The organism is Pseudomonas sp. TE6283, assembly GCF_054060555.1.
Window position 1 is genome coordinate 154,024 of the sequence record NZ_JBSSDH010000001.1, and the last position, 17,154, is coordinate 171,177.

Annotated in this window: 20 protein-coding genes; 7 read left to right on the forward strand and 13 right to left on the reverse strand. The window is 59.8% G+C overall.

Going from position 1 to position 17,154, the window contains the following annotated elements:
• Positions 1–24 precede the first annotated feature (24 nt).
• The 13 genes from ACVWZ5_RS00730 to ACVWZ5_RS00790 all read right to left on the reverse strand — a co-directional run bounded on the left by ACVWZ5_RS00730 (position 25) and on the right by ACVWZ5_RS00790 (position 13,183).
• A complete protein-coding gene (locus ACVWZ5_RS00730) occupies positions 25–327 on the reverse strand; it encodes a DUF2514 family protein (protein WP_457340290.1) in 303 nt (100 codons plus the stop codon).
• A gap of 129 nt (positions 328–456) precedes the next feature.
• Positions 457–909, reverse strand: coding sequence for a structural protein P5 (locus ACVWZ5_RS00735; RefSeq protein WP_457340291.1), 453 nt, complete (start codon positions 907–909; stop codon positions 457–459).
• Positions 910–968: 59 nt separating this feature from the next.
• Positions 969–1,565, reverse strand: a complete 597-nt coding sequence (locus ACVWZ5_RS00740; RefSeq protein ID WP_457340292.1) for a tail fiber assembly protein — start codon at positions 1,563–1,565, stop codon at positions 969–971.
• A gap of 2 nt (positions 1,566–1,567) precedes the next feature.
• Complete coding sequence (locus ACVWZ5_RS00745) at positions 1,568–2,428, reverse strand: phage tail protein (RefSeq protein WP_457340293.1); 861 nt, start codon at positions 2,426–2,428, stop codon at positions 1,568–1,570.
• A 12-nt stretch (positions 2,429–2,440) separates the two neighbouring features.
• A complete protein-coding gene (locus ACVWZ5_RS00750; protein WP_457340294.1) occupies positions 2,441–3,301 on the reverse strand; it encodes a hypothetical protein in 861 nt (286 codons plus the stop codon).
• A 301-nt stretch (positions 3,302–3,602) separates the two neighbouring features.
• Complete coding sequence (locus tag ACVWZ5_RS00755; RefSeq protein ID WP_457340295.1) at positions 3,603–7,079, reverse strand: host specificity protein J; 3,477 nt, start codon at positions 7,077–7,079, stop codon at positions 3,603–3,605.
• Between the two features lie 44 nt (positions 7,080–7,123).
• The gene (locus tag ACVWZ5_RS00760) at positions 7,124–7,582 is read right to left on the reverse strand and encodes a hypothetical protein (RefSeq protein ID WP_457340296.1); all 459 of its coding nucleotides are present in this window, start codon (positions 7,580–7,582) and stop codon (positions 7,124–7,126) included.
• A gap of 29 nt (positions 7,583–7,611) precedes the next feature.
• Positions 7,612–8,232, reverse strand: a complete 621-nt coding sequence (locus ACVWZ5_RS00765) for a tail assembly protein (protein ID WP_457340297.1) — start codon at positions 8,230–8,232, stop codon at positions 7,612–7,614.
• A complete protein-coding gene (locus ACVWZ5_RS00770) occupies positions 8,229–8,984 on the reverse strand; it encodes a C40 family peptidase (RefSeq protein WP_457340298.1) in 756 nt (251 codons plus the stop codon). Before ACVWZ5_RS00770 ends, ACVWZ5_RS00765 begins: the two co-directional genes overlap by 4 nt.
• 2 nt (positions 8,985–8,986) lie before the next feature.
• The gene (locus tag ACVWZ5_RS00775) at positions 8,987–9,736 is read right to left on the reverse strand and encodes a phage minor tail protein L (RefSeq protein WP_457340299.1); all 750 of its coding nucleotides are present in this window, start codon (positions 9,734–9,736) and stop codon (positions 8,987–8,989) included.
• A gap of 9 nt (positions 9,737–9,745) precedes the next feature.
• A complete protein-coding gene (locus ACVWZ5_RS00780) occupies positions 9,746–10,084 on the reverse strand; it encodes a phage tail protein (RefSeq protein WP_457340300.1) in 339 nt (112 codons plus the stop codon).
• On the reverse strand, positions 10,084–12,825 hold the full coding sequence (locus tag ACVWZ5_RS00785) for a phage tail tape measure protein (RefSeq protein WP_457340301.1): 2,742 nt from the start codon (positions 12,823–12,825) through the stop codon (positions 10,084–10,086). Before ACVWZ5_RS00785 ends, ACVWZ5_RS00780 begins: the two co-directional genes overlap by 1 nt.
• Positions 12,826–12,880: 55 nt before the next feature.
• Entirely contained in the window at positions 12,881–13,183 is a 303-nt protein-coding gene (locus tag ACVWZ5_RS00790) for a hypothetical protein (RefSeq protein ID WP_457340302.1), read from the reverse strand.
• Positions 13,184–13,369: 186 nt separating this feature from the next.
• Here ACVWZ5_RS00790 and ACVWZ5_RS00795 point away from each other — a divergent pair, with 186 nt between their 5' ends.
• From ACVWZ5_RS00795 to ACVWZ5_RS00825, 7 genes are all read left to right on the forward strand, one after another.
• Complete coding sequence (locus tag ACVWZ5_RS00795; RefSeq protein ID WP_457340411.1) at positions 13,370–13,771, forward strand: RDD family protein; 402 nt, start codon at positions 13,370–13,372, stop codon at positions 13,769–13,771.
• Between the two features lie 95 nt (positions 13,772–13,866).
• Positions 13,867–14,439, forward strand: a complete 573-nt coding sequence (locus ACVWZ5_RS00800; protein WP_186595635.1) for a hypothetical protein — start codon at positions 13,867–13,869, stop codon at positions 14,437–14,439.
• The gene (locus ACVWZ5_RS00805) at positions 14,440–14,769 is read left to right on the forward strand and encodes a hypothetical protein (protein ID WP_457340303.1); all 330 of its coding nucleotides are present in this window, start codon (positions 14,440–14,442) and stop codon (positions 14,767–14,769) included.
• Positions 14,770–15,016: 247 nt separating this feature from the next.
• Positions 15,017–15,304 carry a hypothetical protein gene (locus ACVWZ5_RS00810; RefSeq protein WP_457340304.1) on the forward strand — a complete coding sequence of 96 codons (288 nt, stop codon included), beginning with the start codon at positions 15,017–15,019 and terminating at the stop codon, positions 15,302–15,304.
• A gap of 140 nt (positions 15,305–15,444) precedes the next feature.
• On the forward strand, positions 15,445–15,639 hold the full coding sequence (locus ACVWZ5_RS00815; RefSeq protein ID WP_457340305.1) for a hypothetical protein: 195 nt from the start codon (positions 15,445–15,447) through the stop codon (positions 15,637–15,639).
• 819 nt (positions 15,640–16,458) lie between these two features.
• A complete protein-coding gene (locus ACVWZ5_RS00820) occupies positions 16,459–16,737 on the forward strand; it encodes a type II toxin-antitoxin system RelE/ParE family toxin (protein ID WP_267302207.1) in 279 nt (92 codons plus the stop codon).
• 23 nt (positions 16,738–16,760) lie between these two features.
• Positions 16,761–17,057: a HigA family addiction module antitoxin gene (locus ACVWZ5_RS00825; RefSeq protein WP_435827605.1), complete on the forward strand. Its 297-nt coding sequence runs from the start codon at positions 16,761–16,763 to the stop codon at positions 17,055–17,057.
• Positions 17,058–17,154: the final 97 nt, after the last annotated feature.

Below are 17,154 nucleotides of genomic sequence, written 5' to 3' on the forward strand. Positions count from 1 at the left end.
CATACCTACCTCGAACGGCCGAAGCTATCCTGGCGGCTTAATCAACGCATTATAGGATTTCTCACAGGCAAGCCCAGCTATTCTGGCGCGGTCAAACGCTGCCGCCAGCTCTCCCGCTCGAGCATCAGCCCGTGCGAGCAGGTCGGAGAGCACCATGGCGGCGCGGCGGGCTGCCTCGCTTCGAGCGGCAACGGCGGGATCCTGGCCGTGGCAACCGACGGTGGCAGCGAGTTTGCCGGCTTCGTCGTGCAGCCGCTGGCCAGCAGCACCAGCCCCAGCAGCAGCACCTTCAGCGATCGTTCGTTGTTCCTGAGCATGCGCCCTCACCTCCTCCAGCGCGTCGGCGCGCTGATGCCGCTGCAGCCTCGGTGCGCTCCACAGATCGCCCGTGCTGGTAGACGAGCCAGTGCGACCCGACCACGGCCAGCAACACGAGTGCCCGCACGCCCCAGCCGTTCACGCCAAGGCCCGCCGCACACCCTCATCAATGATCGCGCCCTTGTACGGGTTGCCCCCGTTCTCGTGGATGATGATGCTCTCCACGAACATCCACAGCGTGGAGCGATCCTTGATGTCGATCGGGTCGGTGATACCCACACCCAGGCGCTTGGCCACGGCGGCGGCGTAGGCCTGGGTGTCGTTCTCGTTGCTCGGCGCCCAGCGGTTGATGGTTTCCAGCACGGTGTCGATGCCCTTCCCGCCAACGCCGGGCATGCCGTCCTTGCCGCGGTAGCTGATCAGCAGCTTGCCCAGGGCGCGGATGCCGTTCTCGGGCGAGTCGAAACGGGCGAAGCGCGGCTTGGCCACGCCCACCTCGATGCCCAGCTGCCCCTGCCAGGCGTTGCGGGGGTTGTAGTCGATGTTGCCGGGGTTGTTGTTGCGTACACCGCGTGCGGTGGATTGGGTCATTGGGTTTCTCCAGGCAAAAAAATACCGCCATGCGGCGGTTGTCTGTCGGATGTGTAGATTTATGCGGGTGGCGCGGGCCAGTCGATGGTGTGCGGGTAGCCAGCCTGGTCAGGTAGACGGTTGAGCATGATGCGGTACCGCTTCCACTCCTTGAGCATCGCGGCTTCAGCTTCGGTTGCGTCGTTGAGATCGACGGCGTCCTGCAGTGGTGCGATCGCTGCGTCAGCAGCAGCTCGGCGCTGCGCTGTCTCTGCATGCACAAGCACCAGAAGCCGCTGGGCAGCGGCCTGGGCCTTCTGTTCGGTGGTGACCAGCTTCGTCCAATCGATCACTCCGGTGGATGGAGGATTCGCTGGAACCAGGTCAAGCCCTGGAAGTTTCACCGCGCCATCCGCCGGATCGATGATGTCAGCCGGGAAGCGGGCAGACTCCGGCGCATCAGCGGCGTGCGGCAGGAGCAGCGTGATGATCAGCCTGCCGCCGACTCGCTCGACAGAGCCGAGCACGTCATTACTGCCCACAGCCTCAGACGGGATCGTTGCGCCTTCGGTTAGCTTACTGAAGTCAAAAGCCACATCGTTTATAACCAGGAGATCGCCGCGCCTGAAAACGCTGAGTGTCGAGTCTGAGCGAACCGGGGAAAGTTTAATAATCATTATTACCACCGTCCTATTGCGATCCAGCACATGTCGTTGTTACCAGCAGTCCCTGAGTAGACTTGAACAATAGCGCTGTTTGTCGTAACCGAAGTGGGGCGCGCACCGAAGCCGCCGCCTGATGCCAAAGTCGGGATCAGAGAAATGCTGCCAGAGAAAACCGCAGGGAAAGTGATGTTTATGTTCTGGTAATAAGTTCCTCCAGATGTCGTTCCCAGGAAGTTGCTGGTGCCTAGGTTGGTGTTGACAGCAGACACATACCCCCAACAGATAAGAGTTCCGTCTGCAAACTTCGTGTAGTTTCCGCTGGCATTCGCGCCGCGCTCGATGATTGCCCCAGTGGGGGTTCCACTACTTTGACTCACCGGACCTACAATGTCGGCAATGGCCGCCGACTTCAGACCGAGGCCGGCTCGTGCTGCAGGAGCAGTCGTTCCACCGGTACCGCCCTGGGCGACAGAAAGGGCCGTCGTCATGCCCGTGATCGATGTAATGTCGCTGTTTGCCCCTCTCGAGGCAGCGCCGATGTTCACGCGCAGAGCCGCTACGTCGGCCGGATTGCCGAGCAAGGCCAGCGTGCTGCCGAACTGCTCCACAAGCTGCCGCAGTCGGTCAGCCGCCTCCTTCACATAACCTTGCATCGGCGCCAGGCCATAGGATCCTGCAGTCGCTGTAGGACCCTGATAAGCCGGAAGGATGCTCAATACGGTGGAGCTCGCGATGTTCGCAACTTCATACCAACGTCCATCGGGACCCTGGAACGCGTCACCCACTCGGGCGTTCAAGGCGAAGTCAGTTGATGTTCCGGTAACCGTTGTTTGACCGACAGTGATCGATACCGTGCCAGATCTGTACCATGGCATAGACCGAAGCCCTCAATTAAATGGAAATGGAAGTCTGTTGGTGCTTATAACAAAAGCAACAGGAAATCTATCGGTAGGAATTTGCCTCCAGTAGTTGTACGGCGCGCTACCAGGAAACTCCCTTGTTGTACATGCAGCAACAGTGAACATAAATCTAACCCCTCCAGTTGTACCTGAGCACCCTTCTTGACAGCTGTAAAAGCCGGCCGATGGGTATGCCTGTGGGGCGCTGCACGCAGCTGATCGCGTAAAATTTATCGATGCCGCGAACTCTCCAGAACCCACAGCTACATCAACATACGATTTTATCTGTGGGTATCGTGCGCCACCGCCATCGCCTGGAAATGAGTTGTATCCGCCGGCATATGCCGTGTATCTGAAATCTAATCCAGGTGAAACCTGCTGACCAGGCTGTGGAGCTTGAACAGCTGCGATAATGTTTAGCGGAGGCTGTGCCGAATTGAACGTCAACTTTTGGTCGGCATCCCTGAAGCATTTAAGCCCGGTGATGGGCCCAAGGTCAGCCATCAGATCAAACACGTAACACTTCGTTGAGGCCGATGCACCTGTAAAAAGCAGGGTTTTAGCGGATCCAGACACGATTTCACCACAAGGGCTGCCATCACCTACAAGAAAAGCAATAGGCGCAGTCCAAGAGGACAGCGTTATACCGTATATTGGCTCTTTAGCGACGGCATCATCATTCCAGTTCCCGCCATAATTTGGATCAAGACCCACGCTTCTAAGATACTTCTGAGGCCAGTTCGCAACGAATGTTAAGAATCCGCTTTTTCGTAACCCGTAAGATATAAGCTCCGTATCAAAGAGCAGTTGTTGATCAGACTGCCTGTACGCAACAAATTTTCCAGTCATCAGTAAAAACCGTAATCTATTCGGCAATTAGCTGAAAAGTACCCCCAGCCATTTGTGCTGTATGAGTACGCCCATGACATTGTGTTCCCCGAGATGGTTACACCTGGCTTTTTACCCTTCTCTCGGTTCAGATCAACCAGGGCAACAATCATGTAGAAGCGATTCCTTCCTGCTGGAACAGCAGGCAGCGTAGTGCTTCCTGCTGTTCCATTAGTAACTACACCACCTTGCGTCTGGCTAATTAACACCGTCATATCTGAAATGACCGATCCGTCCTCAGCGAATGCAAGAAATCCAGTGCTCATATGCCGATGCCCATCTTCGTTGCAGGGTTACCGCTGGCGTAGTAGGTGTTGACCTGGCCGTTGGTGATCAGCGTGGAGCCTGTCGAATCCTGACCACGCACTGTGAATGCACCGGTGACCATGTTCAGTTCGATCAGCGGCCGGCCCTGGGAGTCGACAGCTTGCGACCTCAGCGTCATGCCGAGGACGATCTGCTGGATGTAGGCCGTGTTGATGAACGCTTGGTTGATGAACACCTGCCCGCCCTGGACCACGAACGGTGAGGACAGCGTGCCGTTGATGTTGTTCACCACTGCGAACCGGTCGGCGGACACCAGGAAGGTGCTCTGCAGACCGGCCGGACCGTTCTCGATGCCAAGCCCGATACCGGCGGCGACGTACTGTCCCTGGGCGTTCAGCTGCATCTTTACCGACCACATCGTGCTGGCCTTGCCTTCGAAGTTCGCCTGGGCCTGGCTGACCGTCTGCACTGCTGCATTGGTCTCTCCAACTTTGGCCTCGAGCGTTTCCGAGCTGCGCGCCAGGGCATCCGTTTCGGTCGCCCGCACGAGCTGCTCGCGGGCGATCGCTGCGGTCGAGTTCCAGAGATTCAGGGCGCCGGCAAGCTCTCCCTCCGCGCCATCGTCGCGAGCAGATGCGCGCAGGACCTGCACGCTCTCAGCTGTTGAAGTGACCTTGCCGTCGACTTCCTCGATCTTGGCCGTGTTGGTCTGGACCTGCTGCGCCAGTCCGTTGGCTGATTCAATGGACTGCCCCACGTCGATCCAGAACGCCACATTGGGTGGAGCATTGGCGCCGCTTGGGTCAGCAGGAACATCGTGCACCGCCTGATAGATCCGGCCATCGACCACCGTCATCTGGCCTTCTTCATAGGCCGTGTTCTTGTCGTATGCCTTCAGGCCGTCCAGAGCGTCGATCTGTTCCTGCAGGCCATCGATCTTGTTCTTCAGCTCCTCGCCGAGCATGGACTCGTCGATTTCGCCGGAGATCATGTCGAGGATGGGGCCGGGGTCGGTCTGGGCGATGCCCTGCACAGCCGTCGGTGGCACCGGGAAGAACGGCCCAATATTTCCGGTCCGGTCGACCAGGCGCGCCCAGAAGAAGAACGACGCGCCGGCGGCCAGGCCTGACATCACGTGCTCCGACTGCGGGTAGGCCAGGTCGGCCAGCTTGGTGGCTCTGGTCAGGTCGTTGGTCGCGTTGCTCCAGATCTCCGTGCGCTGGGTGTCCTCGGCGCCGGGCGGCATCCCCCACTTCAGGCGAATCGCGAAGAGCTCGCTGGTCGCCGTGAGGAACGTCACCGCTGGCGGTGTGCCCTCCTTCCCTTTCAGGTCGGTGAGCACAGAGCTGCGCCAGGTCGACGTGATATCGAAGGCGCTGACCGCGCGCACGCGAGCCAGATACTGACCGGCGTAGATGCCGACCACGTCGACAGAAGCAGTGCCGGTACGCTGCAGGCGGATCCAGTTGCCGCTGTCCTTGCGCCACTCGACGTCGTACGCCACCGCCCCTTCCACGGCCGGCCAGGCGATGGTCATCGTGCTGACCGCCAGGCCTTGGGCAATCGCGTAGTCGGACGTCAGGGTCACGCTCGCCGGCGGCGGCACGGTCGTCACCGGGATGACGCTGATCGGCCGCTCCTCGAGCTTTGCCCCGGTATCGATCGCGGCGAACTTGCTCGGGTTGAACTCCAGCGCGGTGATCTCGTACTCGCCCTCGGCGGTGCGCGAGGTCTTCAGCACCCGGAACAGCTGGATGGCCAGGTCATCGGAATCGATCGCCCACTGCAGCTCGGGCTCCGGCTGCACGCTGTAGGCCGTGGTCACGGTCACGGCACGGCCGGCAACCGACTGCACGGTGCGGCCCTGGGCGCTGCCGTTGGGCAGGTTGATGATCAGCCGGTCGCCGGCCTTGATCTGCGTGTCACGGTCCAGGGTCACGACCTTACCGGCCGCCGCAGCGATCCGGCCGCCATTGGGCCGACCAGACAGCAGCTCATCGGCCACCGGGATGACATGGCCAGGCAGCGGAATGCGCCCCTCCATGCCGGTCTTGAAGGTGACGGTGCGGTCCTGGTTGTTGCTCAGCAGCGCCCACTTCCCGCGGCGCTGGGCCTCGCTGGCCCTGGTGCAACCGATGGCCGAGATCTCGATGGGCCGATCCTGGTACCGACGCTGCAGGGCCAGGTCGGTAACCGGAATTACATCGGTGTCGTAGTTGTTGGCCGGGTTGTCGTAGCTGACGACTGCGCGGCTGTAATGGGTGTTGCGCTCGGCCCCACCGTAGGTGAACTCGCCGTCGATGACGTTCGCCCGGGTGAACACGAAGTCGAAGTCCTGCGCCCTGGGCATGTCGGCCTGCATGAACAGCGCGCCCTGCGCCCAGTACACCATGCCCCGGTAGATGGCCGACAGGTCGCGCAGCAGCGTCCAGGCCTCGGCCTTGCCCTGCAGGTTCATGTCGCACAGGAACCGCGGCTCTTGGCCCCCTACCCCGTCCGGCACCAGTTGGTCGCAGTACTGGGCGATGCGGTACATCTCCCACTTGTCGACCATCCAGGGCTTGATGCGCTTGCCCAGGCCGAACCGGTCCTCGACGCAGAGGCCATAGGTGACGAAGGCCGGGTTGTTGGTCCAGGCCTGCTTGAAGGTGCCGTCCCAGGTGCCGGTGTAGGTGCGGGCGATCGGGTCGTAATTGGTCGGTACCGGCCAGCGCCGGGCCTTGCACTTCACGGTCACCGACGGGATGTTCTGGAACTGCTCGGCGTCGAACTCGATGTAGAGCAGCGCAGTGTTCGGGTACCGCAGCTTCTGGTCGATGATCTCGGTGTAGGCCGCGATCGTCATCGTGTCTGCGATGGTGCCGGTGTTGGCGTTCGGCGTGAGGCGCCGGGCGCGGATCACCCAGCCCGATGTGGCGGCGGGCAGGTCGACTCGCACGGACCGCTGATAGCCGCCGCTGGTCTTCCCGCTGACGGCGTTGCGGTGCGCCTCAACGAAGGCGCCGCCGTCGGTGGCGATATCAATCGCATACTCGATGGTGTAGCCGTTGGTATCGCCGTTGCTGGTGTTCTGGCTCATCAGGCGCGGCCAGTTGAAACGCAGGCGCACAGCCGACAGTTGGGTGTTGCTCAGGGCGCGAGTCCACGGCGCGTCACCACGCAGCTCGACATTCACAGATGTCTCGATCTCGATCGCCGGAATGCCCTGAATGTAGTCCTGCTCTACGGTACCGCGGCGCCACTCCCACTTCACGCTAGGGAAGTTCACGTTGCCGCTGACGTCCATGATCGGGGTGTTGTCGAGGTAGATGTCGCAGTCGGTCGGCGTACCGTCGAACTCGCCCTCGCCCACGGCCAGCAGGATCTTGGCAATGTTCGTCGAGCGAAGGCTGTCGGGGGCCTCGTAGGGTGCCTTGGGCTTCTTCTCGCCGCCCTTGGCGCCGGTGACGGTAGGTTGAAGTGCTGCGCCCATGCTTTCCTCCGGGCAAAAAAAAGCCCGCAATCTGCGGGCTTGATTTAGTTTGTGATCGATATTTTGACTGATGATTCCGGAACCCCATAGCTTGAGGCCAATCGGAGAGTTGCCTCTTTCAGGCTCAGGAAACCTGGCGACTCACTGGGTGGGTAGCCCTCAGGAGAAGGAGCTCCGGCTTTTTGCCAGATTTCCTCCTTAAGCGTGGCGTAATACTTAGAGCCGACAAAATCCAGCTCAATCAAAGACTGGAGCTCACGCGAAGTGCCAGTAAGTGCCCAATACCCATCTAGCTGAACCTCAACGGCCTCCACCCCTGGTTTTATACTGCAGCTGCTTACCCTCGCCAGCCACTTAAAGCGTTTCGGCGCTTCAAAAGGGTCAATGTCGGCCAACAGCAGGAATGGAAAGTCCAATTTCTGCGGGACATAATTCAGCCTGACTATGCCAGACTTGACGTAGGACGCTGGAAATCCTTCATTTGATAGTACTATCGCGCGCATGCTGCCTCCATTGTAGAGCGCAACAGTACCTAGCTTTTATCCTCCGCGTAAATCGACGCCGAGATAATCGCCCCACCCCAGCGGCGCTCGCCAATGCAGATCGGCACCGGGTTGCCGCTGGCGGTTGTGTTGTTCGCGCTGCCGAAGGCGTAGGACGGTCTGTTTTCTGGCGCGGCACTGGTGGATAACCCCTTTGGCTGCGGACTGAGCATCTGGATGACGCCTCCGAGCGCCAGAGATACGCCAACCGCACCAGTGATACCCCAGGCACCACCAGCACCAATGGCGCCGAGTCCGGCCGGCGCGAAGATGGTCACCGCGGCGATCAGCGCGATACCGACCACCGTTTGCAGCAGGCCGCCCCGCTTGCTCCCGCCGATCACCGGCACCAGGCGCAATTCACGGACGCCGCCACGGTCAAATTCTTCAGGCCCTACGTTCTGCCGGTTTCGGAAAACCGCGAAACGCAGACCCATGCCATCCAGGCGCCGGATCTCATCCTCAAACCCGTCCAAGGTGGCATTCAAAGCTTTGAACACCTCCCAGGTGTCGCCGCTATCGAGTTGCCGCCGGTGCGTGCGGCCGAATTTCTGGGCCAGCGAGCCGGACAGCTTGATTGTCGTCATTGGCTTGTAGCCGATTGCGCTCATCGGGCCTCCTTGTGACGCAGGATCAGGCGGGCCCGGTCGTGCCAGGGGCCACCGTAGATGATGACCTCGGACGGCCTGCCGTACAGGTGGTGCAGCAGGAACGGACCGGGGCCGTACAGATCGTCTTGCTCGCCGGGCAGCTTGGGATCGCCGCCGAGGTAGATGCCAGCATGATTCGGGTGCACCGTCCGCCCCACGGCCATGACGATCATGTCGCCGCGCTCGGGCCGGTCGACCTGGTAGAATCCGGCGGCCGCGTATGCCTGTTCGTACAGGCTCGGGCCGGCGGCCTGCTCCCACCACCCGTCTTCGCGGGTGTAGGACGGGAAGTCCAGCCCCCATTCCCGCTGGTACCAGTCGGCGCAGACCTGCCAACAGTCCCAGGCACCGTGCACGAACGGGCGCCCAAGCAGTGGTGTTTCGCCAGTGGGCGTGATGGTGCGCAAGTCGCCCTCCGGCCACGACAGGATGTGCCATGGCAGCCCCGTGGCCTCGCACATTGCTAGGTCACGCGGCGAAGGCCTGCTGGTGGCGTCGGGATGCGAGTGCACGATGCCAATCACCTGGCCTTGGCCTTCCGCCTCGGCGTACTGCTCCGGCGCGATGCGGAATTCCTCGGTCGGCTCTGTGGCCACGTTGGCGCAGGGGAAGTAGACCTGCTTCCGCCCCACGGCCAGGATCAGCCCGCAGCACTCGCGCGGGTACTCCGCCGCAGCGTGCTTCTGCACGGTAGCGAGGATGTGTTTCAGCATGATCAGCTCCTGGCGATCAGGGAGACGGCCGGGAAGCCGCCGAACGGCAGCTGGTTTCCCTGGCCGAAGCGCGCGACACAGCCGGTGTCCAGGCAGCCATTGCACTGGTCCTTGGCCGGGTCGTCTGTGGGGTTCCCGTCGAAGTCGAAGTACGGCCCGGTGTAGCCGCAGTTCGGCCCCCGGTAGCCGTTGGTCATGGCCCAGTGGCAGAGCTGGGTCATCTGCCGGCCGATGCTCTCACCGCCTACATCGCCAGGGCTGGCCAGCTCCCACGACACCGTTGCGCCGTTCTCCGACACCTTCTGGTCGATGTACCAGATCTCGGTGCTCTCCTGGGTCGGGTCGGCCTCCGGGTTGCCGGCGGAGAAGTTCGCCGGATCCAGGTAGCGCTTCAGCGTCTGCCGGATGGTCAGCTTGAACTCGAGCAGGTTGTCGAAGGCCAGGCACAGGGCGGTGATCCTGCCGTTGACGTTGCCAACAGAGATCGTCGGGCGCACGGCGGTACCGTCCGAGTTCGCCTCAATGCCCTCGATCTGCATCGGCCAGGCGTCGTACTCGTTGCCCTGCCACCAGATCGACTTGGCCGGCAGCTGGTCGGCATCCGCGCCGGCCGCTGCCAGTTCTGCAGGAGAGTGCGGGATCGCGTGCCCATGGAAGCGCAGAATATCGGCGCCCCAGTCCGAGCCGTCGAGCTCGAACAACAGCACCTCGCTGCCCGGCTGGAGCAGCTGGATGTCTTTGATCAGTGACATGGTGATTCCTTACGGGTGGAAGGCCCGCTGGAAGGTGGCGGTGACCTTGAACTGCTCGCCGCCCATCGGCGTCGGCTTGGGATCGACGCAGGTGAACAGGCCCAGCTCGCCAAGCGGGGTGCTCCAGAGGAACGCCTTCGCGCCAGCGTGCCGGTCGAAGAAGGCCATGACCTCCAGCACCTGGGCCTTCCTGCCGGTGATGGTCACCGGGTAGCTGTCTTCCTTGTTGTTCGGGCCGTCGCCAACGACCTGTCGGTATCCACCGCCGAAGCGAGATTCTCGCACCCTGTACTGGATATCGGGGGTCTCGCCGCGCTCAGTAGCCCAGCGGAAGGTTTCAATGGCCATCAGGTTCTCCGCGTAGCGTTTCGGTGGCTGATTCCGCCTGGCCGCCAGGACTCTGCGACGGCTTTCTGGGCGGCGATTTCCATCTGCTTCTGCATGTTCTGCTGTAGCAGGCCCTGGTCCAGCTCCATCCCCTCGCCGCTCCTATCGGGGACGCTGATGTTCACTGGTGCGCTGACTGAGATGGACGTGGAGCCACCAGCGCCAGATCCGCCTACAGCGCGAACCCCCAAGTTTCCATCCGGCGCTCGGGTCAGTGGCATGATCGCCTCCGGGCCCGCCTCGCCGAACACGCCCGCCCCTTTCGCGAAGGCGAAGAATTGGGGCGTGCTGTGCACCTGGTTGCTGAAGTGCGACAGGCTCGGCGAGTCGTACACCCCGCCCTTGGCATTGGGCACAAAGGAGCCCTCGCTGAATCCGGTCATGGTCCCCTCCCCCACCGCCGAAGCCCCGCCGCCGAAGAAGCCGCTGATGGCCGACCCAAACAGGCTGCCGGCAATGCCGGTGATCGCCTGTCGCGTCGCAATCCTGGCCATGTCAGCCAGCACCGACTTGGCGAAGTCGGAGAACGACAGCTTGCCGGTAATGGCGAAGTTCGCCACAGCGTCCTCCATGCTGGAGAAAGCGTTGCTGAACAGGGTACGGGTTTGGCCGGCGACGTCCCTGGCCTGTTCCAGGTACGAAGCGAACGCCGAACGCGCGCCCAGCGACCAGTCGGCTTGCGCGGCATCAACATCCTCGTAGTACTTGGTCTGCATGGCCAGGCGATCATCCAGCGCCTTGCGCAGGGCGTCGGACTCCTTCTCGTAAAGCCCCTTGCTGATGCGCCCCTCGTTGTGCTGCTGCTCGAGGTTGTCCAGCTGCTGCTGGTACCGCTGCTCAATACTCAGCCGCTCCTGCATGCGCTGGCGGGCGACATCGCCCAGGCCCATGCTGGCCAGATTACTGTCGAGACCTAGCGATGCGCGCTGCAGCTGGCTGTTCAGGTTGCCCTGAAAGGCCGCTAGCTTCTGCGCCTCCTCCGTGGCCACCTTGCGCAGCTGCATCTCCTTCTCCAGCTCGGCATTCTTCTGGAGCTGGACGGTGATCTGCTGCTGGTTGGCCAGTAGCGACTTCTGGTCGGCAGTCAGTACCTTCTTGTCCTTGATGTCGGCCAACTGCTGCTCCCACTTCACCAGAGCCTGGCCAGCCTCACCCAGCTTCTGCATCTCGCCGCGCTGGGCACCGATCAGGCTGTTCTGCTGCTGGAGCACCGAGTACTGCTGGCGGGCCTGGTCAAGGGCTTTGGTGCCGGCGTCTTCTCGGTATGCAGGGGTCTTCTTAGTGGCGGGATCCTTGTACTGCTCTTCGATGTCGGCACGAACGCGCGCAATGGTCTCTGGCTTGAGCCGTGCGTCGTTCGGGTCGGTTTTGCGGATCTTCTCCAGCGCACGGTCGTATTTTTGCAAAGCGTCGGCACGCTTCTCCACGTTGGTCCAGGCGGACTTTTCGAGAGTGTCGACCTCGTGCATGGCGATGATCGAGTCGCGCTGGCGCTTCCGGTAGTTCTCTTGGGCCTGGTCGATAGCAGCCTGAGTCTTCAGCTGCTCCTCAAGAGTCTGCACAGTACTGACAATTAGGTCTCGCCTTCCTTGGTTTTCCTTGCCTGCTGCGGCTATAGGATTCGCCGCAAACATTCTGTCGATAGTCGCCAACTCGGATTTTGCGTTCGCGAGCTGCTCTTCCAAGCCTTGCGATCTACCAAAATTCAATGCCGCATCACCAGCACTCTTTGTCATGCCCCAAACACCGCGCCAGGCCTTTTCGATCCAGCCGAGGTTTTCGACGATCTCTTTTGATCTGGTATCGATCGTTTGGGCGTAGCTATCAGTCAAGAGCTTGGCCGCACCCACCGTATCGCCCTGTTCCTTGAGGGCTACGATCTGGGCGTAGGTGCTCGCGGTAAGGAAGTTGTACTGCTCGTTCAGCTCCTTGGCTGCCGCCACCGGGTCCTTCCCGATTTTCACAAACTCAGCAACCGTCTCCTCTACCGCGCGCCCCGTAGCATCTTTCATCTGCAGGGCAGCAGTCGCAACAGTGCCAATACTGTCACCGGCGATTTTTCCGTTGCTTGCGAGCTGAGCGAGCACCTCAGCAGCAGCCCCGGTTGTGCCCACTGTGGTACTGATCTGGCGAGCCAGATCGGACATGGCACCGGCGTTGGTCCCAGCTGCATTTCCTGTGAGGATGAGCGCTTTGCGAAAGTCCTGCGCCTCCTCTGCCCCCTTGTAATACGCCACGCCCAGCCCAGCAACTGCCGCGCCGGCGACGGTGAACGGATTGACTAAGCCCGCGACATATCCCACCAGTGCCCTGGCTGCCGGCCCGATTCCACCGAACATGTCCTTGAGCTGGCCGCCTTGCTGAAGCATGACGGTTAGCGGATTCATCCCGCCTTGCAGCGAAACGATAATGTCCGTGAACTGCGCTGGCACGCCGCGCAGAGCTGCGGTGTAAGCCTTGGTCGACATACCAGCAGCCTGGGCCTGGCGGGTGTATCGGTCTATTGCCTGTTCGGCAGACTGAGTGCTTGCCGCCAAGTCCCTGATCGACACGCCAGAGCTTTTGGCTTGTGCACCAACGCTACCTGTAGCAACTTCCGCGCGCTCCCCGGCTTTCGTTAGCTTGTCGAGATCTCCTGCAGCAGTCACTGCATCGCCTGATTCGACTTTGATGCCGAGGACGGCAATATCACCCTGACTCATCTAGTTCTCCAGGCATTAAAAAACCCGCCGAAGCGGGTTCAATTATCATTGTCTGCTAATCGCAGGTTGAGCTCACAATGGAACTTTGTCCGTCTGCGTCAACCAGAGCCATATAGCTGCCATCGTCCTTCCGTAACGCGACATATCGGGAAAATCCTACATAGGCGCCGAGTGAATTTTTTCCATTTACTTCGCCGCAGACCGTTCCGTCCTTCCCTACCACTCTGTCATTACGAAACTGTGCGGACTCCGGATCCTTCAAGTGATAGGCGGCAGCCTTACGCGCCCGGTCGATATCGCTTTCCCCGCATCCTGCCAGGACGAGCCCGGCCAGGGCCATCAATGCCAAACGCTTCATGCGCGCCCTCCTTGTTAATGAGGGCAATCTACCACTATGAACAGGAAGCGCCATAGCCCCGCAATTGCGGGGCCTTCAGTGCTAATGGCAAAATAATAGCCAAGCCCGGCCAAGCGCTGGGCTCCACGCACTCGCCATAGCCACAGCACGGAGCACCCGATGGAAGTCTCTAGGACCTCACTTCTGATGAAACGCATAGGGGCGTATATCATCGATTACGGAGCAATCGTCCTGATCGGTCTGTGGCTTGCCAATCAAGAGACCCTGTTGTTCGCAGGGTTTGAACTGGTCTTCGTCCACCTATTCCTATACCCACTGTGCGAATGGCTTTTCAAAGGTAGGACCCCGGGCAAGTGCGCCTTTGGGCTGACCGTTATCAACGGAGCAGGCGGACCGCCAACGCTTGTTCAGGCTCTGATTCGCGGATTCACCAGGCACGTTGAGGTGCCCTTGGGGATCATAACGATCTTCATCTACACGCAGTCCGCAAGGTGCCAGCGGGTCGGTGACATGCTCTCGAGAACCTATGTCATACCGACAAAGGACTTAGCTCTGCTCCGCACTGCGATCCAAACCGCCATTCGCTAAGTCTTGAGTAACCCCAAGCCCGGCCAAGCGCCGTTCATTTTTTAACCCACAATTTTTCGCGGGTTCGTCAACCTCAATCCGCAAGGAAGCGAACAATGCCCTCACTCAAAAAGCATCTGTCCAGCAGCCTTCTGGCCTTATCCGCTGCAGTCGGAGGCGCACTCTTAGAAGCCTCCACCGACCTGCTCAAGGAGAATTTCGAGCCGGCCCTGGTCGGCACCAGGAACACGTTTGAAGACTGGCTCTCACCGCTACCAGCCAAGGCGCTGATAGGCCTCAATCTGATGTTCTACATGCCATCTGCTTACGGTGATGAGACTAGTGCAGAAGGATTTTCAGCGACTATTCCAGCCAAAATCTGTCTCCAGCCTGATGGGCACGACATCGTGCGTGCCTTCGATGAGTCACCAAACGGGCACCGCACAAATGCAATCATGCTTATTCACTGCCGGCCTTCAGGAAGAGTTTCTGTATCTCTGGCTCCTCAGAGCGGTGAGGCCAAGCAAATCTATGACGGACGATTCAAGGATGGGGAAAAGATCGGCTTCGCGGGGGTAGCGGGTAGCTACGCAGCTGGTGTTCTCACCATGTACCGGCTAGATGCAGTAGAGCCCTCAGGGCAATGGGAGCCCGTGAACATGCCAAACGAACACCAGGAGAATCTCTAAGTGCATAAAGTTATGCTTGCTGTCCGGGTCATCCAACACGGCAAAGTCATCCGCGGTTACTACCGCGACTTGGAGCTGCCATTTGTCCCGACCGAGGGAATACGTTTCGAGCAAGGCACAAGCACCACAATGTGGGAAACCATCTCGGGGCAGCAGATCGATCCGCAAGTTGAACGTGTTGTGTACGACCTAGACGAGGGAGTGATCGTGTGCCTCTTCACTGTCGACCAGCCACTTGCTGCATCCTTCTGGCAGAACGCCGCAGAGGTTGAGGCTGGTCAGGTATGCGGCGTGCTGCATTACTTCCGCCACATGCCCATTTCTAGATAACTGCAAGCCCGGCCCAGCGCCGCCCAGGCTCTGAACGACGCTAACCAATAACTGACACCGTCCAATAGCCACTGCACCACTACAAGGAGCGCCACGTGCTTGACGTGCTAGTAAAGATTTTCACCTCATTGGTCCAGATTTGGTCCTCACTCTCTGAAGATCAGAAAGAGAATATCTGCAAGATTTTCACCGACCTTATGGACCAAGTATTTCGGGAGTACTTCAGAGCGAACACCGGAGGTGCGCAATGAAATCGCTAGCCGACATCATGCGCTCAAACTCTGAGGAAGGAACGCTCGCCGTCGCCACAAGGGCAGAGATGGGACTCGCAACAGTTGCAGCTCTTGGAGGTGTGCTTGGCAAATCCAAAGCGACTCAGTTTGCGGACGACGCGGCAACCATCATCACAAGCGACGACTTCCTGAACGAACTTGAATCTCAGCTAGGCCTTCCGCAGAAAGGTGAGTCAGAAGATGAGTTTGTCGCCCGAGCGAAGGCAAGCATGTTTGAAATGCTGAAGAGCAAGCTCAAGTAGCGACTACAAAAAGCCCGGCCAAGCGCCGGGCTTTTCGTTTCCGCCCGGCCGACAGACACCCCTACCCGCCATCCCATCCCATCCCATCCCATCCCATCCCATCCAGTCTATCCTTACCCACTCACATGAAGGGTGCGAAGATGCCCGACGATGAGAAGCGGAGATTTGTCGAGGCGCTGGAGCATTGGGCGGAGGCTGTGTTTGCGATCCGCGCCCAGGATCGGATCGAGGCCATTGCCCATGTCGAAGAACTACGGAGCATGCACCTGATGCGGGCTTTCCACACCAGCGCGCTATGGGAGCACTATGCGTGGACGCGCCGGGGCCAGGGGTGAGCCCAGATGCAAAAAGCCCAGCGCGGGGCTGGGCTCGGCGTTACTGACGCTCTGTCACTCGAATCTCAAGCAAATCGCACCCAGGGCTTCTGACTTCTGCCTCACGCCGGGCTAGAAGCTCTGCTTCGGTCTGACTTGATGCTTTTACCTCGAACCCACGGTCTCCAGTCGTTCCATCGGAGCGCTTTCTCCAATGAACTCGAACACCATAATTCCTTTTTACGCTAGCCATTGCCTTGATCCCTGTTGAGAACATCCAGTTCCCTCGAATCTAGCACTTACGAGGCAGCAAAATCGAGGGATCTGTCTGACTGTCCACCCATCCACCCTGGACGGAAACCCAGTGGCAGGATTGGATCAAGCCGTAGTAGCGTTGTGCCTCTGAACGACACAACAGAGCTTGGGGGTCCAGTGACGCTGTTCAAAAAAGCTATGCAGCTGATCCGAAATGAAAGCAAGCGCCCATGGTCGGAGGTCAATAGCTGGGCACTAGCTCTGATAGGCGGCCCCAGTTTTCTAGTCGGCAGCTTCTACCTATGGAAAGTCAAAGAGGTTGCGCCAGACATCCTGCACGCTACAGAGCAAGTCGGGGTTACATCATTGGGGATCGCTGTTTATGGCATCGTAGGCGTGATGCTCATTGGTTCCTGGCATTTTCTGACTATTGCCAAACGTTGCTCTGAGGTACTCCGGCAGCGCCATTACAAGTAGTTCAAGCCCGGCCAAGCGCCGGGCTGGCGCCTCCGTTCATCGGGAATCACGTTGGTCTGTCGGCTCCCCTCTACAATCGTCATTAACGACCCACGTTAAGCGTTAACGATGATCATCAGCTTCCGTTGCCAAGAAACGCAGGTGCTGTACACGACTGGCTCCTCCCGTAGATGGGCGCCAATCCAATCTGTCGCGCAGCGGAAACTGACGATGTTGAATGAGGCGGTCGCCCTGAAGGACCTCAGGGCACCTCCCGGGAATCGCCTGGAAGCACTACAAGGGAACCGGCAAGGGCAATACAGCATCCGAATAAATGATCAGTACCGCATTTGCTTCACCTGGGATGCTCAGGGGCCTGAAAACGTTGAAATTGTAGACTACCACTGAGGTGACTTGTGTTTACTAACGGTATGCGCCCGGTCCATCCGGGTGAGATCCTCAAGGAAGAGTTCCTCCATCCACTGGACCTCACAGCAACAGAGGTTGCCCGTAGGCTTCACGTTTCCGCGCCTACTGTTCTGGATATTGTGAACGAGAAGCGCGGCATCACGGCCGATGTGGCATTGCGCCTCGCAACCTGTTTTGACACCACCCCCCAGTTCTGGACGAACCTCCAGTCTGCGTACGAGTTGCGCAAAGCTGAGATCGCGCACGGAGCAGAAATACAGCAGCAGGTGCAAAGGTTTGTGGAGAACGCTGATACGTAGGCGTTAGCTTTGCTTAGAGAGCACCAAGCGTCTTGCGGGCTGTCCGCCTGCCGCTCAGATCCATATTTCGTACATAGGGGCCCCATTCTATACGTTA